We start from the raw sequence: 22,517 nt of genomic DNA on the forward strand, positions 1-22,517 counted from the left end.
CGACCTGCCCCCTGAGCTACGTGACGTGCGGCCAAGCGTTGGCCGTGATCGTCAGCCTGTCCCTCTATGGGTTGGGCTGGTGGGCATTAGCCTCGGCGGGCTTGCGCTGTTCGCCGTGCTGGAAAGCCAGCGCCGTTCGCCCGAAGCGCCTGCCGTCCGGGCAGCATCAGCGGCAACGTTCGAGCCGCCGCCCACCCTTTATGTGCCACCCGCGCCGGTCGTCGAGCTTCCAGCGCCGAAGGTGGCGCCTGTTCGGCCGGCCATGCCGACGCCTTCGCCAGCGTCCGCTCAGCCTTCTCCAGTAATCCAGCCAGCACAGCCCTATCAGCCCTACCCTCAGCCTGTATTGCCAGAGCCCGTTGCCGCTCAACCTCAGCCTCAGCGCAATTCAGGCTCGCCGATCCTCGTGATCGACCAAGGCGGCCGCCGCGCAAACCAACCCTCTGCCAACAATGGTGGAGAGGCTGAGGGTGGGGCAGCAGCAGGCGTATCCCCAGCATCGCAGCGCCCGGATACCAGCCGGGCAAGAGCTGGCGCGTTCGCCAATCGCGCGACAACCATTGTCCAGGGCAGCCTGATCCCAGCTGTGCTTGAATCAGCGCTCGACTCAACCCGGCCCGGGTTCGCGCGCGCCATTGTCTCGCGCGATGTCTATAGCTTTGATGGATCCCGCGTGCTGGTGCCCAAGGGAAGCCGGCTGATCGGCGAATATGAAACCACCACTGCGCCTGGCCAAAATCGTGCATTGGTGATCTGGTCCCGCCTGATCCGGCCCGACGGGGCAACGATCGCGATTGCCTCTCCGGTTGCCGATACGCTCGGGCGTACCGGCGTGCGCGCACGCGTCGACACGCATTTCTTAGAGCGGTTCGGGGGCGCGATCCTGCAGTCCATGCTCAACATCGGGTCGAACCTTGCCGCGCGGGCCGTGGACTCGCCCACCGTTATCGCGCTGCCGGGATCATTCAGCGGTGCAGTGCAGACCGTTCAGCCCTCCCAAGTCACGCCAACCCTCACGGTGCGACCCGGCACCAGCATCAGCGTGTTCGTCGTTCGTGACCTTGATTTTACTGGCGTGGAGCAGGACCGGTGAGCACGGCGCATGCGCTCGATCCGGTATATCTCAACGCTAGTCTCGCGCCTCTCCTCCCGATCCTTGACCGGGACGATGTCACCGACATCTACATCAACCGACCGGGCGAACTCTGGGCTGAAAGCCTGGGGGGCACGATTGAGCAGCATCAAGCGCCCGGGTTGAGCGCGACTGTTCTGCAGCGACTGGCCCGGCAGGTGGCCGCGCTGTCGCATCAGGGGATCAGCCGCGAACATCCGCTCCTGTCCGCGATCCTGCCGGGCGGCGAGCGCGTGCAGATCGCAGTGCCTCCGGCCACCCGGGGCGACATCGCCATCGCCATTCGCAAGCATGTGGTGCAGGAGCTCTCGCTTGACGACTATAGCGCCAACGGCGCTTTTGCCGGTCTAGTCGGTGGCGCGAGGCAGAACGCGGCCAACGCCAAGCTCCATGAATTGCTTCGCGAGGGTGACATTGGGGGCTTGCTGAAAGCCGCCGTGCTGGAGCGTAAAAATGTCCTCATTTCAGGTGGCACTTCGACCGGCAAAACTACCTTTCTGAACGCGCTGCTCCGCGAGGTGCCGCAGCATGAGCGGGTATTGTTCATTGAGGACACGCCCGAGCTCCAGATCCGCCACGCCAATGCGGTCGGGCTGCTGGCAGCCCGCAGCGACCTCGGCGAGGCGAAGGTTACCGCCAATGACCTGGTGGCGGCAAGCCTCAGGATGCGCCCCGACAGGATCATTCTTGGCGAGCTGCGAGGCGACGAGGCATTCGCGTTTCTGCGCGCGGTCAACACTGGTCATCCGGGATCAATGACCACGGTCCATGCCGATAGCAGCGAACGAGCGATCGAGCAGATCGCGCTGCTGGTGCTGCAGGCGGGTACGCGACTCAGCCGCGACGACATTGTCCATTATGTGCGGTCGACCATCGACGTGTTTGTGCAGCTGGGGCGGCACGAAGGCGCGAGGCGGGTTGAAGAAGTGCGGGTCAGATGATGGCACACTTACGTTTTACGGCCGAGAGGGCGAGCGGCGGCACAGCATGAGCTTCGGTGATCCCATGACACCGTCGGGAGGCACGCAATCAATCCTGGCTGCGGCCCAATGGGTTGAAGTCGCGATGTTGGGCTCCGTTGCAACGGTTGTCGCGATCATTGCGGTCGCCGCTTTGGGGTTGGCGCTGCTCAGCGGGCGCATCGATTTGCGCCGCGCAGGGTGGACGTTGCTGGGATGCTTTATCGTGTTCGGCGCCTCGACGATCGCCGGTGCCCTGCTGGGTGGTTCCAATCGTCCCTCCCTATCAGCAGCAAAACCTTCTCAGTATATCGAGCCTCATGTCATGATTATTCAAAAGCAACGACCAACCTATGATCCGCATGCTGGTGCCTCCATGCCTTTGCAAAATTGATAACAATAAAGCCTGTTTTATAAATGCGAAAATTTATCATGTAATAGTTGTCGGTTTGATACCAAAAATCTAGCCTCTTCTAAAATAGCCTGATTGAAAAAGACTTCATCATCGGGTCGATCTTGCATCTCACTAGATGCATATCGAAACACATCCAATTCGTGAAAATCCATTACTTCAGCACGCCCAGTTGCGCTGGCTATCATATCAGCTCCTAGCCTAGGGCTAATTTCTAGACTAATAATTTTACTTGCAATATAGGATGCAAAGATACTTAATATATCTTCGCTCCTTAATCTATTTAAACCTTTTTTTTCGAATAGATTAATGACTGCTTTTTCCAAGCAGTCATCGTCACCCTCTTTACAGATCGCAACTTGTAGTAAATTATCATCTATTGGTTCACATAATGCGGACAATGCAAACTTTCTCACATCCTGAATCGACGCAAAACACAATCGAAACATTGCGTAAATATCTAATATATTATCTGGAACATTAGTCATTTTGTTTTGAATCCAAATTCTGCACCAGTCTTGAGATTACGCCAAAAATGTACTTCAATAGCCGTGCCATCGCGACCCACGTGCCTGTAAGCAAACTTGCCAAAAAGATGCTCTGGGTATCTTGGGTCATTTATTCTACCCTGCATAATACGTATAGCATTTGGATTGCCGCGAGCCTCTTGAATAGCCAATTGTCGAAGAAGCTTTAAGCATTCATTATGAACCCATACTTTATCATTGCCAACGAAATATGTATGCCAATCAGCCACCTCAAGATTGTAGGTTCGTTCCACGCGATCCGTGGCCGATACCATCTTCAGAACCACATCATGTCCATCAGCTGTGTCAATCCGATCGCCTGTGTGCAGGTCACGGGTCTCGATCCAGCCACGGCCTTCGACCTTCCACGGATGGTCATCCGTTGCGTGAAACACGACCGGCGCACCATCCGGATTTACCATCGAAACTGCATAAAGCGGTTTCGGGTCCGGGCGTATCAGTGCAGTCACTGCCTTCCATCCCATTTCGCCGGTATGCTCATTTTTCGACAAAACAAGATCGCCAACTTTGATGCTCTCGATTGCCACTAGCCCACCCGGTGTTGAGACCATCGTACCGGCCTCAAAGCATTTGCAGCCCTTACCAGCAAGCCGAAGAAGTTTGGCAACTTTGAAGCCGCTTGTAATCGCCTTTCCGGCAGGAAATAGGCTTACTCCAGCTACAATTGCTTCACCGGGACTGCATCCATATCTAACGCAGGAATATACCTCATATCCTGGAAGAAAGGTTACACCGGTCCTTACAATGCTCTGAACAGTATCGTTCTGGAAAACTCCTTTCCATCGCTGCACCATCTCCTCCGTCATTCGTCGCCCGGTGACAACTATGTCATCAGGACATGGGCCGCTTGGCGTTGGTGCTAACCTTCCGTTGGCATCGCGCCTTTCCCTTTCTCCACATAGACCCGTGGGATCGACCAGATTCATGGGATCGTTGCCCACATAAGCGTAGGCGTTCAGCCCATCGCCATAGCCGATTGGATCGGCCTGCATGAACCGACCCAGCATTGGCGAGTACATGCGCGCCTTGTAGTAATAGAGGCCCGCCTCGGGCAGCCACACTTGACCGGTGTATTGAAATCGGCCGCCATTGTTCGTCCCGGGCGTTCCGAATTCGTCATAGCTGTTTGTCAAGATCCGATTACCGTCCGCGTCGGCGACGGCAATGATCGAGCCCCGCTCGTCCACGACATAGCCGCGCAATGCCGAAGGCCACGCAGTGCCAATAGGATACCAGGCGATAGGCTCGTCAACGGAAGCGCCATGGACATAGCGCGCCAGATGCGCGCCGCCGGTGTTGTATTCACCGATCAGGTCGCCGCCGTCGTAAAGAAAACGCGTCGTTCCCGTGTTTGCGGCCACTTCATAGAGGCGGCCCAGCACGTCGTAACGAAGCGTCGTATTGCGACCGCCGCCGGTCACGCTGATCAATCGGTTCTCGACGTCATACCCATAGCTGGTCACACCGTCCGAGGTGAGGTTGCCGTTTAGGTCATGGCTGTAAGGATTGCCGTTGACGGCGGTATACTGGTTCAGTCCATTGCGGGCATAGTTGAGCGTGCCGCTCGCCGCTGACCATGCATAGCTCGCATTGTTCCGCGAACGGCTGACCATCTCGTCCGCCGCGTTATAGCCGAAGCTGGCGATAACATCGCCTGCGCTGCCAGCCATGTCATGGCCCAGGGACTGCAATCGACCGGACGCATCATAGCCTGCGGAAGTGCTGACCGCGCCCCAGTTACCCAAGGCGACGTCGCCGGACCAGCGTCCAACCGCATTGTAGCTATAGGCTTTAAGCGGAGGGCCGCCATTCTCGCGGATCAGGCCGATCCTCCCGAGCACATCATACTCATAGGTAAAATATGTGCCATCCGGATAGTCGATGCGCGTGCGAGTGCCGGCCAGGTCATAGTGATAACCGAGATTGCGGGTAACGCCGTCCATCACCTGCGACTCAGAGATCAGGCGGCCTAGTGCATCGTAGCCATTGATTATGCCTTCACCATTGTGCGAGTCGAAACGGACATGGGTCTGGCGATTGAGAAGATCATACCCGAAGAACTTGTCACGCGTAGCCGTTGCCGGAAGCGCTGAATCATCCGGTATAGTCAACTGCACAAGGCGTCCAAGGTCGTCATATGTGTAGCCTAGGCTACGCCCGTCGCGCTTGCGGAAGCTCGTGAGGTCACCGTTTGCGAGATAGATATTCTCTTCATAGTCGGTCGTGGAGCTTAAGTTGGCACCCAACGTAGCCACCGGGTAATAAGTACCCTTCAGGCGACCTTGGCCATCATAGGTGTAGCTCGTACGATTATTGTTGCCGTCGCGCACATGTTCGACCTCACCGAACATGGTATACGCTGTGTGCTCAGTGATCGACGACGAAGTCCCAAATCCCGAAGTTTTCGTCAGCACGGCATCGATCGCGTTGTAGGTCAGCTTGGTGATGCGATCGGGTCCATTTGAACCTTGGGTGCCTAGATCACAGGCCGATGCCGGCAATGAGGAGAATGCGGCCGGATTCATTCGCACGGCCATGCATTCCGGCAGACCGCTGTTGGTGTAGCTCAGTTGCATCAACGAAATCGTACCAGCACCAGCTGCCGCGCGCACGCGGGCGGGGCGGCCCTGGGCATCATAGTCGGTATAGCTCTGCTCAACAGAGACAAAGCCGTTCATTGCCGCGTCGTCCTGAGCCGTCGCGGATCCCGTCTCGCTCGATACCACGCGTCCATCACTGTCATAGGCGATACGCGTCGCTAAGCGTGGCAAAGCTCCTGCGCCGTCCGGGTCCGGCCCGATTTCACCGGTTGGTCGACGGTTCGCATCATAGTAGCGCCGCGTCGTGTCCGCCGTGCCGGGCAAGGGGCCGTCGATGGTCTTGACGTCACCAGTCGGATAATAGCTAAATGCGGTGGTTGCCAGCAGCGTGTTGTCGCCCGATCCGGTGGTGATTGTAACAGGCAAAAGACCATCGTCCGGCCCGTAAGCCGTCATCGTCTTTACCTGTGACGCTTGTCCTTCACAGGCTGCCGTCATCGTGCAGCTACTGGACACAGTTTGGCGCCATACGGGCGAACCCGAGACGATCGCACCGCTGCCGTTGCGATAGTTCGCCGCGATGGATTGGTACGAGAAACGAGTGGTCGGCCGTGGACTACCGGCTTGCAGCGCCGGCGCCGCGATCGTCAACAACCCACCATGAGTTGGGTCGTAGCTGTAATCGGTTTGTTTGCCACGAGCATCGATGGTCGCTGAAGGCTTGTTGCATGTCCTGAGATTTATGCACGTCGCCGGAAATACCGCGCTGGTTCCGATTGCAGGTGTGGTCGTACCGGACGAACTCCGCGTTTCAGAGGTACGGTTGCCACGTCCATCATAGGTGTAATCGACGCGCCGCGAATCGGAGCTGCCGTGCCGACCATACACAGCATAGGTCAGTCGCTTAAAGCTGTCGTAATAATAATGAATCGTATTGTCGAGTTCATCACGATAATAGAATGGCTCGCCCCAAGTTCCACCCCCCGAGAAATTGTAAACACGTTGCACGGATGACCCAGGTCGCGTGACCAGGGTAACCGGAACACCATATTGGCCCGCAGGATATTGATAGGTCCAAGTGCCTTTGCCATCATTGACTGCGGAAACGGCAATCTGGCCAGGCGCCGATACGTTGTACGCGGAGAAGTTAAAGGTTTTTTGCACTCCGGACGGCATCACGATCTTCGTCGGGTGCATTTCGGTGCCCTGAAAAGCAACCGATTTTCCGGCAGAGTCGATAAGCGTTTTCGTGCTGCGGTTATAGGTAAGCGATGGCCATGTGCCGGGCATCGAACAACTCGCCGCAGCAGGATCGCAGGTCACGTTCGCCATATCGAACAGAGTTACGTTCGCCCTGTAGTATTTCGTTGCGTCCTCTGGCGTCGGCTGCCAGTCGATTCTCATCTGATAGCCGAGATTCGTAGCCACGGATCGTAGCAGATAGGTATGAGTAGTGACCGACCCTGTTGTGGTCGGAGCATAGCGATAATGATAGGTAACCACTTCTCCTGCGGGATAGGTGATCGAAAGCAGCTGCGCAGTTGTTGAATTCGGATTGCCTCCGGGCAGCAGCTTAGAGAAGGTAGCGATCGTACCGTCCGACCCTGTGTGAGTGAAGATTTGTGCGCCGGCGTTGTAGGCCAGCGTCGAGCCATTGCCCTGATCGGACGTGAAGGTTCCCGATCCCAGCGAGCCGCTCAGCGAAAAGGCGTGCGAAACACCCTTCACTACGACCATGTAGCGATTGGGCTGCTGGGTGGTCGGCTCCTCGATGAAGCCGCTGGCATTGTCCCGCGTGATCCCGCCGATTTGCCAAACATAGTCCAGTCCACCCGGCCCGGCAGGACCGATGGAAATCCTCCCGAGTTCCAGGGTCAGCGAGCCGGTGCGCAAATCCACGCCATGCTCGTCGACCGTCTGGAAGATGGGAGGCGCCGTTTGCGTTTGAGCGATCACCGCCGTCGGCAACATGACGACGCCCGAACCGATTGCATAGGCAGCGGCTCGCAACACCGTCGGCCTCAAAGGGTTAGATGACCGATCCTGCTTGGGACAGTTTGACGCCAGTGCGCGCAGGACATGGTGTGAGGCGCTGAGGCGCAGCAATGCACGTGAAACCATGGTTCATCCCTCTCCAACCTTAGCCCTGCGGCCCGGTGATCGTTCCATTGTTGATTACAGTGACCGTCTGGCCGTTCTTTCGCACTGCATAGCCCGCGGCTCCGCCCGCAGCGCCGTTCTGGCCTCCAAGGCCGGGGGCTCCATAATTGCCGCCATTGCCCCCGGTGGGACCAGTATTGGTTCCACCAGTGCCACCACCTGATACGGCCCCCGGATTGCCCGGCGAGCCATTTGATCCGCCATTTGTTCCAGATGCTGGAACCCCGCCTGCACCGTTGGGGGCGCCGCCCCCGCCTCCGCATCCGCCGACCATTCCCCCACCATAAGGTGTATAAAATTGGTGGTTTTTGGCCCCTCCGCCTCCACCTCCTCCCCCCAGAAGCGAGGCGCCTGATTGGACCTCTATGGACATGGGAGCCTGAGCACTTAACGCAGCGCCGCCGGCCCCTCCCGCTGATGGCGTTAGGCCCCCGCTTCCGCCTCCGCCACCGCCACCGCGAACGATTGAGCCTGTTAGCAAGACCACGACAAGCGTTACGCCCGCAGGCCAAGAACCGGTGTCGATCGCGGCTCCGCCCGGTCCTGCCGCGCCGCCGGCGGCCCCTTGGATTACCGTCCCTGAGGGAACCTCAAACCGGTAGCTGGCGCTCGCAGTGCCGGTATAGCCGGCAGCGTTCGCGATCGACCGCAAGTTCTTGGGCGCAGAGCCGGTCAGCTGAATGGTCGTTGCGCCGGGGGTTGGCGTCGGAGTGCCGCCATTTGCCGTTACTTGCGCGCGATTGCCGGCCCCATCGAAAGTCGTACTAACGCTCGAACCGTCGACGCGATTGACGGAGACCAGCCTACCATGCACATCATATTGATACTGGTCCTGCGCGGCAGCGCGTTTGATACCGGCAAGCGCGACCAACGCTGAGCCAGTCATAAACAGCCGACGATTTGGCATGCCCCCTCCCCATCTTTTCTTCCATTAGGCCGATATTGGAAAATTTGCCCTCATAGGAAGTAAGGGAGAGATCATCATACCTTCTAGTTTTTGTCCAGTCGCCGAGCGGGAATTTTTAAAAGTCCCGTTAGTTTATTTTACGCATACATGCGAACCTTTCACCGAAATTCCATTCAGCTCTGACCAGAACCTTGGCGATTGTGGCTATGGCTTTCAGTGCATAATTTCCAATGGGTCGGGCGTGCCTGACCCATTGGAAATGTCGTTTGCGGGCAGCAGGCCGGGGCTTGATATCCAATCAAGGAGTGAAAGCAGTATCCCCAGGATGCGCTTCTCGCCATTCGCCGGGCCGAGGAAGCGGCGGCGACTGCCGCGCCCGTTGCCACTGGCCTTGAGGTCGAACGGCTCGACTTTACCTATCAGATCTCGGGCGACCGCCCGCCCTGGCGGCCGCTTCGCGCCTTTGATGACGGGCGGCAGACCTTTATCGAGTTTCCGCCCTCGCTCGGGCAGGGCGAGGCGCCGCCGCTGTTTCTTGTCGATCCGAACGGCGAGGCACAGCTGGTCAACTACCGGCTAAGCGGCCGCTTCTATGTCGTCGACCGGTTGTTCGACAGGGCTGAGCTCCGCCTCGGTACCAAGCGCCAGCAGGTCGTTCGGATCAGCAGAGCCGGGCGGAGGGCGTCATGAGCGATACCATCCAATCCGGCGACACAGCACCGCCAGCAAAGGTCGACCCCGAAACCCTCGTTCTTCGTGCCCAGCCAGCCCCAACCATCCGCTTCAAGCGCGGACTTGTGATCGGTCTTGCCGGTTTCGCCATCTTGGCAATCGTCTTGACGGCATGGCTTGCGCTTTCGCCGCCGAACTTCAAGCTGGCCGGCGCGCCAGATGAATTTGCCGAGCCTGCCAAGGCCACAGGTGATGCGCTGGACAATCTGCCGCTGAGCTATGCCGACGCGCCCAAACTGGGACCACCGCTCCCCGGCGATCTTGGGCGGCCGATCCTGAAGCACCAGCAATCAATAGCGGCTGACATGGCGACACAACCCGATGCAAGGGAACAGTCGGCGCGTTCGGCGTTGGAACAGGCGGCTGCCGAGCGCAAGGCGGCCCGCGAATCCGCTTTGCTCGTTCAGACGGGCACCCTGGCTGTAGCAGACGAGGCTCTACCGCCAATGGCTGTGCCCGCGCCGGTCATGACCGATACGCCGAAGTCGGCGTTGGACCTGGAGCGCGATCCGAACGCGCAGCAGCGCAAGATGGACTTCATGCAGGCTTCGGACAGTGGTGGGGGCGTCAGTCCGCACAGGATCCGTCCTGCGGCATCGCCTTATCTGCTGTCCGCTGGTAGCGTCATTGCTGCGAGCCTCATCACCGGGCTGCGATCGGACCTGCCCGGTCTCGTCACCGCACAGGTCACCGAGCCGGTATTCGATAGTGCGACGGGGCGAATCCCGCTGATCCCCCAAGTCGATGATCTACGATCTGGTGAAACGAGGCCAATTCCCACCGCCCTATAAGCTGTCGTCCTGTGCGTCGCGCTGGAGCGAACGCGAAGTGGTCGCCTGGATTGACGACGTAAAGGATGGCTTTGAGGGGAAGCGTCGCAAGCTATAGGTAGTGATTGCGACGCTCGACAGGTCTAGGCCGTTTGTCCTTTGCGCGCCTTGGTCGCTGGGGCAGGCTTTTCGCCCTGCCTGCGGCCAAGCCCGATCTGCTTGGCGAGTGCCCGGCGAGTTTCAGCATAGGCGGGTGCGACGATTGGATAATCCGCCTTGAGGCCGTAACGCTCGCGGTATTCGGCAGGTGTAAGCCCGTTGTTGGCAAGGTGGCGCTTCAGCGTCTTATAAGGTTTGCCATCGATCATGCTGATGATGAAGTTTGGGTCAGCCAGGCTTTTGCGAACCGTCACTGCGCCTTCAAACTTCGCAGGCACTGCCTCCTGTCCCTGATCGGCCGTGCTCGACCCGCGAAGCTCCTGAATGGTTGTATGCATGGCTCGCATGAACGCCGGTACATCCTCGGCGGCGGTGCGTGTATTGGCGTTGGAGAGCCAAGCGGCTGTCAGTTCTGCGGCAAGCTCGACCGCATCCGCCAGAGTGTTATCGTCTGCCATGATTGGACCCCATTATGTGTTGTATTGATGGGCTAACGGATGTTCGTGTCAGGCGCAACCAGACCCTGTTTATTCCGGTCACGCAAAGACAAAACCTGACGATGGGCCGGCAGTTCTGACGGAACGAACTACAATCCTTCGGCTTTGATCTCTTCGCCAACGCTGAGTGACGGACGCCCTTAGCCTTCGTCGGCTTGAGATAAGCGGGCCGCTTTCTGTCCGCGATGTGGAATGTCGCTCGGTAGGCAACATAGAGCTTTGCGATCGAACCGGAAACACGGATGTCGCCTGCCGACCCCCACCTCATTGCCAGCTGTAAAGCAGCGCCAGGTCCGCTCGAGATCGGTGCACGAATTCGGCTTCAGCCTTGGGCGGCCTGAACCGCGCGAGCCTCCATAACTACGCCGAGACGCGCTCGCACAGCGCCAAAGATCGCGGCGAGATTGTTCATGCTCGGATTACCCGTTTCCGACAGCATCCGATGCAAGCTCTTGCTCGGCCGCTTCGTCTCGTTCGCCAGTTCCTCAAAACCAAGCGAGGCGTTGACGAGATCGCGCAGGATCAACCGTGACAAATGCGCTTCCCCGTTCAGAAACGCGGTCGCAGCCTCATCAAGCATTGCCTTGGCAAAGACGGGATCGCGCGCGACGCGCTCCTTCACCGTTTCCTTGAAATCACGCGTCAGCGCCATGTCATCACCTCCTGTCCTTCTTCACGGCCGCCTGACGGGCCCGGTACTCCTTGAGCAGCACGCCAGCCCGGTCGATATCGGCCTGCTGCCGGCGCTTTGAGCCGCCAACGAACAGGATGACGAGGTCATCGCCATCCTGCGTCAGATAGAGCCGATAGCCCGGCCCCCAGTCGATCCGATATTCGCCAAGCCCTCCGCCGATCCATTTGACGTTCGACAGATTGCCCAGCTCCATTCGAATGACCGCCGTCGCAACCTTGGCCGATGCTTGGGGATCAAGGCCATCGAACAAGTATCGAAACGGGCTTGAGCCGTCTTCGCGAATACATATTCCCGAACGATCACATCACAGCCCTTCAGGTAACATATAAGTTACCACCTGACCAGCAAAATTCATCCGGAGCGGCGATGCACGGTGGGAAATCGAAAGCCAGGCTCGACCAGAAAGGGCCGTTTTCGGCGCGACCAGGACCCGATATCTTTAACCGGCCGAACAACGAGTGCGACAGGATCAGGCAGGCCGTCGCTCAACATTTCGGCCCAGATTGCCGCCAGTTCGCGGCGGCGTGGCATATAGGCAGCACGGTTATAGGCGCCCTCGACCCTGTCTTTTGGGGTGTGCGCAAGCATCAGGTCGATCACCTTGCGGTCATGGGGATCGCCATTGCGCTCCGCCCATTCGTTCATGATCGTCGAAAAGGCCGCCCGAAATCCGTGCGGCACATGATGTCCGTGATAGCCCGCGCGGTTCAATAGATACCCGTCAGGATGTCGAACAAGGCGCCGCCCAGTGCCTCAGGCGCCAGTGGCGGCTCCGACTGCAGGAGTGCCGCAACCTTGCGGCGCAGCTCTGGGTCGTGGTTGCGCAGCGGCTTGCCGGTCTGCTTGTCGGATGTCTTTCTTCGCGTTGCGGCATGGCGGTCGAAGCCGCGAATGTATTCCCAGACGCGCTGATTGACCTCTGGGTGCCCGAACCAGGTTGGCTTTTGTCCAAATCCCGCGCCGGGCGCGGTGCGGCTGCTCTCAACCCGAAACTCCCGCGCCACGACAGGCAGCAGCCGACAATCCTCGGCGCGCGCCTCAGCCGAAAAAGATTCAAGTTCGCCGTTCAAACGATGAGTGCCGGGCCGAGCTTCACGGAACACGCGCGCATTATTGTACCAGCCGACCACCAGTGTTTCGCGCGTGCCGGGTTCGCGGGCGAGCCAGACCACTGTGACGCCGTCAAGCCACTCATCGGACGCTTTGGCGCCGAGGCGGGTAATGTTGGTGCGTTCGGCGCTTCCCGGCGGACGATGGCCGCGCATGAAGCCGTCGACGTTCGGCGCAAAGTTGAAGGCTTCGGCGCCGTGGCGGTTAGAGCCGAGGTAGCCGTGACCGCCGATCGTCGGATCGTCGTCGGCGGTGCCGCCATATTGTTTCATCCAACCGATGTTGAAGTAAATCATTAGCGGCGGCGTGCGGCCTGCCCGGCGGACTGAATGACGAACATCGGCGCCGCCCTTGGGTCCGCCGCGGCGCTTCGTCTCAGCTTCAATCAGTGCCCAAATGCGCGCGGACACCGCGGCCCCGACATTCCCCGCGGCAAGATAGCCGCTCAAGATCGGGCGACCGTGCTCGGCAAGAACTGCGCTGATGTTGCGCATACGGTATTCGATGCCGGGATGGGTTCGGGCCTTAAGCGGTCCTGCCAGCAGGGAGCGACGCTCTTCAGTCTTGGAATAGGGCTCGCCGCGCTGCTCGCGCTGCGCCATCGACAGATAACTGCGCACCGCCGCACGCAGTTCGTCATCAGTCCAATCGGCCAATTCGCTCTCCCCTCAGCTTCCCGTCGCCGTGAAACGGTGGATCCACGCCGAACCTGCGCAACCCATCGGAAAAGCGCTGGCTGCCCGCGGAAATACATCCGAAATGACTATTTCTCGCCTCCGCGACTTGTCGATTCAAATAGCGCACAAGACCGCAAGAACCAAACACCTGTTCGTAACTTTCTGGGGTCGACAAGTTCCTGTTGCAATTTGCGCCGACGTCAGCAGCTTAACACCTGCTGGAGGGGGGTCGGATGAGTAATGGATTCGGTGAGGCCGCACCGGGATCGGATAGTTCGCCGTTGGCGCACAGCGGCGCCGAGTCAGTCGCGTCTCCGGCGTCGGCGGACGGTATCGCCATGCTGCTCGCTGCGCTCGTGATCGCCGACGGCGGCGTCGACGAAGCCGAAGTCCTGCTGGCGCACAAAGCCTGCGCTGAACTCGGGGTGCCGCTAGAGCTGTTTGACGCGGCGCTCGGCACAGCGTCGACCGACCCGTCAGCGGGTTTTATGCAGGCTCTGCTGAAGGTCGAACACCCAAGCGAGCGCGAGCGGCTCGCCTCGATCCTGTTCGAAATCGCCTCGGTCGATGAGACGCTCGACAGCCGGGAAACGAAGCTCCTCGAGACGATGCGCCAGGCTTGGGGCGTGTCTGTCGCGTTTCTCAATAAGCCGATCGTTTGGGACGACAATCAAAAGGCGGTGATCGAAGCCCGGCGTTCGGCACGGCTGCTGGTTTCGGCCGGGCCGGGCATGGGCAAGACCGCGGTCGCGTGCTCGCGCGTCGCGCATCTCGTCGAACGAGAGGATGTCGCCGACACCAATATCTGGCTGGTCAGCTTCACCCGGTCGGCGATCGCCGAACTCAAAGGCCGGATCGGCGATTTCGCCGAAGATTCGAGCAATGTCTTCGCGGTCAAGATTTCGACGATCGACTCGCAGGCGTGGAAGATCCGCTACGGCTTTTCCGCCGAACAGGCCGAAAAGCTCTTCGGCGGGTTCGAGACCGGGATCACTGCCGCGCTCTCCTTGATGAACGAGCGCGCGGAGGATTTTCGCGAAGCCTTTGCCGATCTCGAACATCTGATCATCGACGAGGCGCAGGACATCACAGGCGGGCGGGCGATGTTCCTGCTCAAGCTGATTTCAATGCTTCCCAAGAGCTGCGGCGTGACGGTGTTCCACGACCCAGCGCAAGCGATCTATGATTATGCCGCCGACGGCGGAGCGCCGTTCCGCTTCACCGACGGCCTGCAGGCAGCGCTCGGCGAGAACCTTGAGGCGCATGGACTGCAGCGCATCTACCGCACCGAAGAGCCGGGTTTGCTCAAGCTCTATGAAGATCTGCGGCTCGATATCCTCGGCAACGCCGATCAGGGCCCGGACGAGTTCAGAGCCAAGGCCGACTTGGTAAAGAAGGCGGCGATATCGGTGCGCGACAAGGGCTTCGATCAGGCCGAGCTGTCGGGGTATGACGATGCGCTGGTGCTGTTTCGCAAGCGCATCGAAGTCGCGCAGGCGTCGGCGTTCATGGCGAGCGGGCAGATCGCGCATCGACTGCGCATGTCCGGACTGCCGCGCATGCCGATGCCGTGGCTGGCATCGGTGCTCGGGCAGACCGAAGGCCGCACTCTGTCGAAAGAGGCGTTCATCGACTGCTGCCATAAAGCCCGCGAGAGTATCCCCGCCGCGCTTTACGGCGAGGACATCGAAAGCAATCTGCCGGAGGCGCGTTGGGAACGGCTAGGCCGCTACGCGCGGGCGGGACGCAGCGAGATCGACCTCTACAAGCTCCGCGCGCGGCTGGTGTCGGCACCGCCCGACGAATTTATCATGTCTGAGTTCGGGCATCGCGGGCCGATCCTGGGCACGATCCATGCCTCAAAGGGCCGTGAGGCTGACCATGTGTTCCTGCAGATCAACGACACTTGGGGTTCGGCGGAGCGCAGCGCAGGCGACCTGGCGGAAGAGGCGCGCGTCCTATTCGTCGGCGCGACGCGGGCGAAGCGCAGCCTTGCGGTGCAGGGCGGGTTCGCCATGCCGTTCGCGACCGAGACGCAAAGCGGTCGCGGCTATCGCCGCATCCCCAAATACAAGACCGGCATGCAGTTCCAAATGGGTCTGGCAGGTGATTACGACCTCTATTCCGCCGCCGCGCTCTCCAGTTCGATCGCGACCGCGACAGCCGCGACGCTGCCGTTCCGATGCTCGGCCCATCTCGACGGCGCCTATATATATCGTCTGCGTACCGCCGACGGGGTCGAGCTCGGCGCGCTCGGCAAGAAGGTCAACTACGACATGATGGAGATCGGCAAACTCAATCCCAAGCGGGGCGCGAAGCCGCCTGCAAAGGTCGACAATATCTTCGTGATGGGGTTCGGGACGATGGTCGCGGCGCCGGGGGACGAACGGTTGAACGGGATCAAGGGGCCGGGCTCGGCGAGCGGCTTTTGGCTGGTGCCGCAAATCGTCGGTCTGCCGATGGTGTTCCTGGGATGGTGACGAGTGCTCAGGACGCGCGCGCCCGCGTGCTCGATCGCCTCGAAGGCGATCTGATCGGACCCAAAGGCGGCGCCGACGAAGTAATCGATGAGCGGCCGTCGGCGCGCTATTTGACCGGTATCCTGTTTCCGCAGCAGTCGACCTTCAGCGAGGATGAAGACGAGCAGATTTCGGAGGAACAGGGCGCGGGTGACAGCGAAGAGGAAAGCGCCGAAGCAACCTCGTTGCTGCGTACGTTCAAGCCCGCAACCTGCGGCTTCTCCTTCTCGGTCGTACTCGATAATCCGGACGCTACTGTCGAGCTGACGGTCGCATTTGCCCGCTACCGCTCGAGCGAGCACAAGGGCGGTCACGGTCGGCGGCTCGATTGGCAGCGTATCCCTTATGACCTGCCGACCGTGACAATCGACCTTGCCGCGAGCGCAGACGAGCAGGTGCTTGCGGACGGGCTGGTGATGCACCGCAGGGTGCGCCGCGACGGCGCGCGCGCGACGATCACGCTGCAGTTCGTTAACATGTACCGCGAGTTATCGCGCGATGCGACTCCTGCGGCCGAGCCTGACCCGTTGGCGGTAACCGGAATGATCGAAAGCGAAGAGGCATCGTTCTTCCAGTTCACGGCAGATGTGCGCTGCGGCGACGGTTGCCGTTTTGTGCCCAGGCGGCGCGGCTTTCGTGGCAATGATGAAGATGAGCGGATCTCCGATCTCATCTACCGCGACTGCGCCGAATATGCCGTCGGCCATACCGCCTCGGCCGCCTGGACGCCGAGCGACGAGCCCGAGCGGATCGCGCTTGCCTGGTTCCCGCGTGCGGTCGTGCGGTCGATGGACGCCGACGGCGATGAACTCCTGCGCGGCGCAATCGCTGCGACGACGCTCGGTCGTCTCCACGGACTGGAGCTGGCGCAGGCACCCGACGACGCCTTGTTCGAAGCGCTGGCCTCGGTCGCGACCGGCTATGAAGACTGGATCGCGCAGCAGGATGCCGCCGTGCAGGCGGATCAGACTCTGTCCGACACGCTCAGGGGACAGGCAGACGCCAATCTCCAGCGCTGCCGCCGCGCCGCCGAGCGCATCCGTGACGGCCTCGCGTTTCTGCGGGGCGATGGGCGCGCGATCGAAGCCTTCCGCCTCGCCAACCGGGGGATGTATATCCAAGCCGCTTGGGGTGCCGGGCGCAAGAACGCGCACGAAGACCTCGATCCCGACGCATATCGGTTCCACTGGCGACCGTTTCAGCTCGCTTTTACGCTGATGTGCCTGCCCTCGACTGCCGAGCGAGGCCATGCCGAGCGCGGGATCTTCGACCTGATCTGGTTCCCGACCGGCGGCGGCAAGACCGAGGCCTACCTGCTGCTCTCGGCCTTCACCTTATTCTACCGCAGACTGCGCTATGGACTGCGCGGCGTCGGCGCAGCCGTGATGATGCGCTACACGCTGCGCACGCTCACCGTGCAGCAGTTCCAGCGCGCGGCGGCACTCGTGACGGCGTGCGAACAGCTCCGGCTCGACCGTGCCGCGACGCTCGGCGCGCAGCGGTTCTCGATCGGCCTGTGGGTCGGCGGCGACAGCACGCCCAACCGCTACAGCGATGCGGTCGACGCGCTCGGCGATTTCGATGCCAAATCGACGCCCCGCCAGCTGACGCGATGCCCGATCTGCCGGACGACATTGGAGTGGGAGAATGACCGCAGTCGGCGCCGCATCGCCTGCCGCTGTCCCGACGCGGCCTGCCGCGCGATGCGACCGGGCGGCGCCGTCCCGGTGATCACGGTAGACGACGATCTTTATGCCGAACCGCCTTCGATCCTAATCGGCACGGTCGACAAGTTCGCGCAGATCGTGGGCAAGAGCGAGAGCGGTGTGCTGTTCGGAGTCGGCGGAAACGTCGAGCCGCCCGACCTCATCATTCAGGACGAGCTACATCTGATCGGCGGACCGCTAGGATCGCTGACCGGCCTATACGAGACCGCCGTCGATCGGCTGTGCAGCACGCCCGCCGGCGGTCCCAAGATCATCGGTTCGACCGCGACCATCCGCCGCGCCGAGGATCAAGTCCGCAATGTCTTCAACCGTACGGCATTCCAGTTCCCGCCGCCCGCGGTCGATTGGTCGAACTCCTGCTTCGCCAAGGTCAAAGCGGACGATCCCGGACGACTCTATGTCGGGCTGACCACGGCGGGCCGATCGGAAAAGTTCGCGCTGCAGGCGGCGTCGGCTTCGCTGCTCCAGTCGGGCGCCGATGCCGATCTCGCCGGGAACGTGCATTTCGACGGCTATGCGACGCTGGTTGCCTATTTCAACTCGCTCAAGGTCTTGGGCGGCGCGCTGGTTCTGATGGAGGACGACGTCCGCATCACGATCGCGGCGCTGGCCCAGCAGCGCGGCGAGAACGAACGCGCGCTGGGCAACCCTGAGGAGCTGACGAGCCGCAAGCCTTCGTCAGAAATCCCGGTGATCCTCGAACAGCTTAATCTGCCGCACGGCAGTCCGGAATCGGTCGATGTGCTGCTGGCGAGCAACATGCTGAGCGTCGGCGTCGATATCCCGCGTCTGGGTCTGATGCTGGTGAACGGCCAACCCAAATATATGGCCGAATATATCCAGGCGACCAGCCGTGTCGGTCGCCGCGAACCCGGTCTCGTGGTCACGCTCTACAACAACAACAAGATCCGCGACCGCGCGCATTTCGAGGCGTTCGCCTCATGGCACGGCGCGCTGTATCGCTCAGTCGAGCCGTCGAGCGTGACGCCGTTCGCACCGCGCGCGCGCGACAAGGCGCTGCACGCGCCGCTGGTGGCTTTGGCGCGGCATTTGATCAGCCCGGGAAGTCCGCGTCTGCCCGCCGCCGAGCGTCCGCGGCTGCTGCAGATCGTCGACGACATCGTCGAACGCGTGCGCGACGTCGATCCCGGCGAAGCGAAGGACGCGCACACCGAACTCACTGAATTTGTCGATGCCTGGCTCGACGGGGTGCGCGACGGACGTATCCGCACCTATTGGAACGACCGCCAAATCCAATCGAGCCTGCTGATGTCGGCGGAAGAAGCCGCGGCGAGGCGCGCGACCGGACGCGCGGACGCGCCCGCGGTGCCCACCCCCAACAGCGTCCGCAACGTCGAGCCAAGCGTCGATTTTGTCCTCAAGGAACGAGCATGAGCCGCAACAATCATTTGGGGAAAGTGCGGCGCGGCCAAGTGCTCGGCTACGGCCCGGGGGCGGTGATCGACTTTCGCTCGGGCGCGAAGGGCGGCGGCCCGGTTTCGGTGATCGCGGGATCGCTCGATCATTGGGAGCGCAGCGCGCGCCTGACCGGAGGGATGAACGATCCTCATGTGCTGCGCGAAGCACGGCTCGAGAAAGTGCTCGGCAAAGCCCATTTTCGCCTGCCGCCGGTCGACGACGCCGATCGCGACGCCGCCTTTCCCAACCGCTGGCTCAACGGCTTTCGCTTTCCCGCCTGGCTGCAGTGTCCGAGCTGCAAGACGCTAAAGCTGGCGGGGCGCTGGGCGAAAGAATTGGGCGATCCCTCGCGTTGGTGCGCGCGCTGTTCTACTGAGGATCGGCGGGTGTTCGTGGTGCCGTCGCGTTTCGTGACCGCCTGCGAAAACGGGCATATCGACGAATTTCCCTGGGTCAGGTGGCTGGCGGCGAGAAGCGGCGCGCCCCTTCCTTGTCTCAACCGAAGCGACGACGGCGACGAGGACGAAGGTTTCGACCGCTGCAGGCTAAGACTGGAAAGCACCGGCGGCTCGGGCATCGAGGGTCTGCATGTGACCTGCTCGGCTGAAGGCTGCGGCGCGTCGGCCTCCATGGCGGGAGCCTTTTCGTCGCAGGGTTTGGACGGCCATCGCTGCAGCGGACGCCGGCCGTGGCTGACACAGGACCGCGAGCCCTGCACCGCAGTACCGCGCACGCTACAACGCGGAGCATCGAACCTCTATTTCCCGGTGACCTATTCCAGCCTCAGCATCCCGCCGTGGACCGATGCGATCCAGCGCGAGCTCGATCCGTTCTGGCATCCGCTGCGCGCCCTAGATCCTGCGCTGCGCGACACGATGATCGACAGCTTGGCGGCAACCAATGCCTCGGTCCACAATATGACGCCGCAGGAATATGGCGACGTAGTGCGGCGGCGGCTCGAACTCGACGAAGGCACCAGTCTCGAGACACTGCGGTTCGAAGAATATATCCGGCTCGAAGCGGTGGCCGAGAGCCCGGATTTCCAGGTGCGTCAGGAGCAGGTGCCCCCGCTCATCGCGCCGTTCGTCGCCAAAGTCGGTCGCGTCGAGCGCTTACGCGAAGTGCGCGCGCTGACCGGGTTCAAGCGCATCTATCAGCCCGCGTCGGTGGAAGATCCGGGCCGCGGCCGGTTCGGCGATCTGGCGCTCACGCCCCTGCCGTGGCTACCCGCGATCGAGGTGCGCGGCGAAGGGATTTTTGTGTCGCTCGACGGCGCTGCGATCGACAATTGGCTGGCGCAACCCGGGGTGACCGAACGGGCGCAGCGCGTAGAGGCGGCGCACACGGCGGAACACGCGCGGATGCACGACGGTGCGCAGCCGCCGCAGCCGGTCGGCGCGGTCGAGCTGCTGGTCCATTCGCTGGCGCATGCGGTAATCAAGCGTTTGTCGTTCGAATGCGGCTATGACGCGGCCTCGCTGCGCGAACGCATTTACGTCGGGGATGCGCCGCGCATGGCGGGCTTTCTGATCTACACCTCGACCAGCGACGCCGACGGCACGTTGGGCGGATTGGAGCGCCAGGGTCGGTCCGATCGGTTCATGCGAATCTTGGCCTCGGCGGTGCAGGACTGCGTCTGGTGTTCGTCCGATCCCTTGTGCCGCACCGGCATTTCGAGCCTCTCGGAGAGCATGAACCTGGCGGCGTGCCACAGCTGTCTGCTGCTGCCGGAAACCTGCTGCGAGCGCGGCAACCGCTTCCTCGATCGGACAACGCTGGTCGGCGACGGGGTCGGCTCGCCGCCGGGGTTTTTCGACGATCTTATCAACGACGCGGACTGAGCCGGTGGCAGCCCGCATGATCCCGGCGGTTTTGCCGGCCGAAGTCCGCGCCGATCCCAAGCGCAGCGGCGAAGTCGCGGTCTATGATCACTTGAGCGGCTCGCCCTATCTCGACGGTTCGACGATCTTCTATTCGTGTGAGTGGCTCGGCCCCTACGGCAATATGCTTCGCGACGGCGAAGCCGATTTCGTCGTGGCGCATCCCAAGATCGGATATCTCGTCCTCGAGGTTAAAGGGGGACGCGTGCGGCGCAGCGTCGCCGACGGCAAATGGACTACAATCGACCGAAACGGCAAGTCGGCGACGATCGAGAATCCGGTGCGCCAAGCGATGAAGTCCAAAAAGGTCATCCTCGCGGCGCTCGCCAAAAATTGGCCTGGCAAAGTGCCGTGGATCACCGCGCGGCACGGCGTAGTTCTGCCCCACAGCAGCCGTCCGACCAATGCGGCGGTGATGGGCTCGGCCGCCCCGATCGAAATCTTCGCATTCAAGGAAGACATGGCGACGCTCGGCGCGCGCGTCCTCCAGATGATGCTGTGGACGCCCGACGGCGCGCAGGAAACGCCGGGCGGCTTGGGTCCGACCGGCATATTGCTGCTTGAGGATTTCTACGGCCGCGACCTTGACTTCGCACCGCGGTTGGCAAGCGAGATTAAGGAGAGCGAGGCAGCGATTACCTCGCTCACCGCGACCCAAACCCGCTACCTCAATTTCCTGGCAGGGACGCGCACCGCGATCATCGAAGGCGGCGCGGGCACAGGCAAGACGGTGCTGGCGGTCGAACGCGCCCGGCGATCGGCGGCAGCGGGGCGACGGGTGCTCCTGCTGTGCTTCAACCGCCCGCTGTCTGTTGCGATCTCCAACGAACTTAAGGGGAGCGCGGCCGCGGTCGCGACCTTCCACGAGTTCTGCAGCCGCATGTGCGTGACGACAGGCGTCGATCTCGACGGCGTCAAGGCGAGCGTCAACGATCGGGTTTTCTGGACCGTCAAACTGCCCGAGCTGCTGACCGATATCGGCCTCACCGAGCCGCCGGAGCGCTATGATGACCTGATCATCGACGAGGGCCAGGATTTCAAAGGAAATTGGCTCGAAGCATTGAAGCTGTTCCTCAACGAGGACGCGTCGCTGTTCCTGTTCCGCGATGATTTCCAGAACATCTACGGTGGCGCTGAAGCGGTCGCGGTGATCGGTTCGACGCCGCTCCAACTGACCGAGAACATTCGCAATACGCAGACGATATTCACGGCTGGATCGCGCTTCCGCACCGGCTCAGAGCAGACCTGCCTCGGCCCGCCGGGTGGTCCGGTGCATTGGGTCACCTGCAGTCCCGAGCGGGTCGCACGCACGGCCGAGCGCGAACTCAGCCGCCTACTGACGGTCGAGAATATCGCGCCCGACGATATCGCGCTGCTGTGCGGATGCGCGGCCGAAGCCAGCGTACTCCGCGCCGCGCCGACGATTGCCGGGCGGCCGTGGTGCGCGGCCGATCAGCCGACCCCGGGCGCGGTGACGGTCGACAGCGTGATGCGGTTCAAAGGTCTCGACAAGCCGGTGGTGATCGTCTGCGAAGCCGATGATGCGTGCGACGAGCTCGCCTATGTCGCGATGACGCGGGCGAAGAGCCATCTCATTGTGATCGCAAGCGAGGCGGCCGCAGACCGGCTCGGGCGCGCATGACCGACCGGCGATGCGGCGCGGGCGCGCTTATGC

Annotated in this window: 16 protein-coding genes and 1 pseudogene; 10 read left to right on the plus strand and 7 right to left on the minus strand. The window is 61.4% G+C overall.

Features of this window, described 5'->3' with window-relative positions:
* Positions 1–79 precede the first annotated feature (79 nt).
* From ACPVPU_RS01475 to ACPVPU_RS01485, 3 genes are read left to right on the plus strand one after another with little or no spacing between them, the layout of a single operon-like run.
* Positions 80–1,093, plus strand: coding sequence for a TrbI/VirB10 family protein (locus tag ACPVPU_RS01475; protein WP_448659150.1), 1,014 nt, complete (start codon positions 80–82; stop codon positions 1,091–1,093).
* Complete coding sequence (gene virB11 / locus ACPVPU_RS01480) at positions 1,090–2,073, plus strand: P-type DNA transfer ATPase VirB11 (protein ID WP_448659151.1); 984 nt, start codon at positions 1,090–1,092, stop codon at positions 2,071–2,073. The genes ACPVPU_RS01475 and virB11 overlap by 4 nt, the downstream gene beginning before the upstream one ends.
* A 46-nt stretch (positions 2,074–2,119) precedes the next feature.
* Positions 2,120–2,485 carry a TrbC/VirB2 family protein gene (locus ACPVPU_RS01485; RefSeq protein ID WP_448659152.1) on the plus strand — a complete coding sequence of 122 codons (366 nt, stop codon included), beginning with the start codon at positions 2,120–2,122 and terminating at the stop codon, positions 2,483–2,485.
* Positions 2,486–2,502: 17 nt separating this feature from the next.
* Here ACPVPU_RS01485 and ACPVPU_RS01490 read toward each other — a convergent pair whose 3' ends face one another.
* Together ACPVPU_RS01490 and ACPVPU_RS01495 are read right to left on the minus strand one after the other, a co-directional pair.
* Entirely contained in the window at positions 2,503–2,991 is a 489-nt protein-coding gene (locus ACPVPU_RS01490) for a hypothetical protein (protein WP_448659153.1), read from the minus strand.
* Complete coding sequence (locus ACPVPU_RS01495) at positions 2,988–7,712, minus strand: polymorphic toxin-type HINT domain-containing protein (protein WP_448659154.1); 4,725 nt, start codon at positions 7,710–7,712, stop codon at positions 2,988–2,990. Before ACPVPU_RS01495 ends, ACPVPU_RS01490 begins: the two co-directional genes overlap by 4 nt.
* 1,261 nt (positions 7,713–8,973) lie before the next feature.
* Between ACPVPU_RS01495 and ACPVPU_RS01500 the strand changes: the two are divergent.
* The 3 genes and pseudogenes from ACPVPU_RS01500 to ACPVPU_RS01510 form a co-directional block, all read left to right on the plus strand.
* A pseudogene (locus tag ACPVPU_RS01500) lies at positions 8,974–9,348 on the plus strand (TrbG/VirB9 family P-type conjugative transfer protein); the annotation flags it as partial.
* Positions 9,345–10,181 (plus strand): TrbI/VirB10 family protein, encoded by an 837-nt coding sequence (locus ACPVPU_RS01505; protein WP_448659155.1) that lies wholly within the window; start codon positions 9,345–9,347, stop codon positions 10,179–10,181. The pseudogene ACPVPU_RS01500 and the gene ACPVPU_RS01505, both read left to right, overlap by 4 nt.
* On the plus strand, positions 10,135–10,278 hold the full coding sequence (locus tag ACPVPU_RS01510; RefSeq protein WP_448659156.1) for a helix-turn-helix transcriptional regulator: 144 nt from the start codon (positions 10,135–10,137) through the stop codon (positions 10,276–10,278). The genes ACPVPU_RS01505 and ACPVPU_RS01510 overlap by 47 nt, the downstream gene beginning before the upstream one ends.
* A gap of 25 nt (positions 10,279–10,303) precedes the next feature.
* On the opposite strand, the gene ACPVPU_RS01515 is transcribed toward ACPVPU_RS01510, so the two are convergent.
* The 5 genes from ACPVPU_RS01515 to ACPVPU_RS01535 all read right to left on the minus strand — a co-directional run bounded on the left by ACPVPU_RS01515 (position 10,304) and on the right by ACPVPU_RS01535 (position 13,276).
* Positions 10,304–10,777 carry a MucR family transcriptional regulator gene (locus ACPVPU_RS01515; RefSeq protein ID WP_448659157.1) on the minus strand — a complete coding sequence of 158 codons (474 nt, stop codon included), beginning with the start codon at positions 10,775–10,777 and terminating at the stop codon, positions 10,304–10,306.
* A gap of 361 nt (positions 10,778–11,138) precedes the next feature.
* Complete coding sequence (locus ACPVPU_RS01520) at positions 11,139–11,468, minus strand: helix-turn-helix domain-containing transcriptional regulator (RefSeq protein ID WP_448659158.1); 330 nt, start codon at positions 11,466–11,468, stop codon at positions 11,139–11,141.
* A gap of 4 nt (positions 11,469–11,472) precedes the next feature.
* The gene (locus ACPVPU_RS01525; protein ID WP_448659159.1) at positions 11,473–11,760 is read right to left on the minus strand and encodes a type II toxin-antitoxin system RelE/ParE family toxin; all 288 of its coding nucleotides are present in this window, start codon (positions 11,758–11,760) and stop codon (positions 11,473–11,475) included.
* A 101-nt stretch (positions 11,761–11,861) separates the two neighbouring features.
* A complete protein-coding gene (locus tag ACPVPU_RS01530; protein ID WP_448659160.1) occupies positions 11,862–12,155 on the minus strand; it encodes a hypothetical protein in 294 nt (97 codons plus the stop codon).
* A 62-nt stretch (positions 12,156–12,217) separates the two neighbouring features.
* Positions 12,218–13,276 carry a hypothetical protein gene (locus tag ACPVPU_RS01535; RefSeq protein WP_448659161.1) on the minus strand — a complete coding sequence of 353 codons (1,059 nt, stop codon included), beginning with the start codon at positions 13,274–13,276 and terminating at the stop codon, positions 12,218–12,220.
* A 254-nt stretch (positions 13,277–13,530) separates the two neighbouring features.
* On the opposite strand from ACPVPU_RS01535, the gene ACPVPU_RS01540 reads away from it, so the two are divergent.
* The 4 genes from ACPVPU_RS01540 to ACPVPU_RS01555 are packed head-to-tail and all read left to right on the plus strand — an operon-like array spanning position 13,531 to position 22,484.
* Positions 13,531–15,777 carry a UvrD-helicase domain-containing protein gene (locus ACPVPU_RS01540; RefSeq protein ID WP_448659162.1) on the plus strand — a complete coding sequence of 749 codons (2,247 nt, stop codon included), beginning with the start codon at positions 13,531–13,533 and terminating at the stop codon, positions 15,775–15,777.
* Entirely contained in the window at positions 15,771–18,938 is a 3,168-nt protein-coding gene (locus ACPVPU_RS01545) for a helicase-related protein (protein ID WP_448659163.1), read from the plus strand. The genes ACPVPU_RS01540 and ACPVPU_RS01545 overlap by 7 nt, the downstream gene beginning before the upstream one ends.
* Positions 18,935–20,803 (plus strand): DrmB family protein, encoded by a 1,869-nt coding sequence (gene drmB, locus ACPVPU_RS01550; protein ID WP_448659164.1) that lies wholly within the window; start codon positions 18,935–18,937, stop codon positions 20,801–20,803. The genes ACPVPU_RS01545 and drmB overlap by 4 nt, the downstream gene beginning before the upstream one ends.
* Positions 20,804–20,819: 16 nt before the next feature.
* A complete protein-coding gene (locus ACPVPU_RS01555; protein ID WP_448659165.1) occupies positions 20,820–22,484 on the plus strand; it encodes an AAA family ATPase in 1,665 nt (554 codons plus the stop codon).
* The last annotated feature ends 33 nt before the right edge of the window (positions 22,485–22,517 follow it).

Source organism: Sphingomonas paludis, assembly GCF_053502515.1.

What these genes read in the sequence shown, in the direction of transcription:
- ACPVPU_RS01485 (WP_448659152.1), top strand. Translation starts at nt 2,120, where the DNA reads ATGAGCTTCGGTGATCCCATGACACCGTCGGGAGGCACGCAATCAATC.
- ACPVPU_RS01490 (WP_448659153.1), bottom strand. Translation starts at nt 2,991, where the DNA reads ATGACTAATGTTCCAGATAATATATTAGATATTTACGCAATGTTTCGA.
- ACPVPU_RS01495 (WP_448659154.1), bottom strand. Translation starts at nt 7,712, where the DNA reads ATGGTTTCACGTGCATTGCTGCGCCTCAGCGCCTCACACCATGTCCTG.
- ACPVPU_RS01505 (WP_448659155.1), top strand. Translation starts at nt 9,345, where the DNA reads ATGAGCGATACCATCCAATCCGGCGACACAGCACCGCCAGCAAAGGTC.
- ACPVPU_RS01510 (WP_448659156.1), top strand. Translation starts at nt 10,135, where the DNA reads ATGATCTACGATCTGGTGAAACGAGGCCAATTCCCACCGCCCTATAAG.
- ACPVPU_RS01515 (WP_448659157.1), bottom strand. Translation starts at nt 10,777, where the DNA reads ATGGCAGACGATAACACTCTGGCGGATGCGGTCGAGCTTGCCGCAGAA.
- ACPVPU_RS01520 (WP_448659158.1), bottom strand. Translation starts at nt 11,468, where the DNA reads ATGGCGCTGACGCGTGATTTCAAGGAAACGGTGAAGGAGCGCGTCGCG.
- ACPVPU_RS01530 (WP_448659160.1), bottom strand. Translation starts at nt 12,155, where the DNA reads ATGAACGAATGGGCGGAGCGCAATGGCGATCCCCATGACCGCAAGGTG.
- ACPVPU_RS01540 (WP_448659162.1), top strand. Translation starts at nt 13,531, where the DNA reads ATGAGTAATGGATTCGGTGAGGCCGCACCGGGATCGGATAGTTCGCCG.
- ACPVPU_RS01545 (WP_448659163.1), top strand. Translation starts at nt 15,771, where the DNA reads ATGGTGACGAGTGCTCAGGACGCGCGCGCCCGCGTGCTCGATCGCCTC.
- drmB (WP_448659164.1), top strand. Translation starts at nt 18,935, where the DNA reads ATGAGCCGCAACAATCATTTGGGGAAAGTGCGGCGCGGCCAAGTGCTC.
- ACPVPU_RS01555 (WP_448659165.1), top strand. Translation starts at nt 20,820, where the DNA reads ATGATCCCGGCGGTTTTGCCGGCCGAAGTCCGCGCCGATCCCAAGCGC.